Here is a 478-nt window from a genome sequence, read left to right on the forward strand (position 1 = left end):
AATTGAGCATCGAGATGCTCGTGTTCGCTATTTCTCGACCATCGAGCTAGTGAATTTACTAGAGCAAGAAAAGCAGCAGGGGCGCCCAGGGCACTTGGCCACACGCCTGCTTCACGCAGATCTCGTTATTCTTGATGAGCTTGGGTATCTCCCATTTAGTCAGTCTGGAGGCGCTTTGCTCTTTCACCTGATTAGCAAGTTGTACGAACATACCAGTCTTGTCATTACTACAAACTTGGGCTTTGGCGAATGGGCCTCCGTATTCGGAGATGTGAAAATGACTACAGCGCTACTCGATCGGCTCACCCATCACTGCCATATCGTCGAGACCGGTAATGACAGCTACCGTTTTAAAAACAGTTCTACTCGAGACGCTAAGAAAGGGAGGTCAAATAGCAAAACAGCTACGGAATGAGAGGAATTCGCGAGGGTCACGATTCGATGCAAAGTACGGGTCAGGATTCGGCGCAATATCACA

Annotated in this window: 1 protein-coding gene; it reads left to right on the plus strand. The window is 48.7% G+C overall.

Translation table 11 applies throughout. The features are described 5' to 3' along the window. A partial coding sequence (locus HWE04_RS24190) for an ATP-binding protein (RefSeq protein WP_241813924.1) occupies positions 1-415 on the plus strand: 415 nt, incomplete at its 5' end. Positions 416-478: the final 63 nt, after the last annotated feature.

Origin of the sequence: Herbaspirillum sp. C7C2, from assembly GCF_022627865.1 — a bacterium.
GTDB classification, from domain to species: Bacteria; Pseudomonadota; Gammaproteobacteria; order Burkholderiales; family Burkholderiaceae_D; genus Herbaspirillum; species Herbaspirillum frisingense.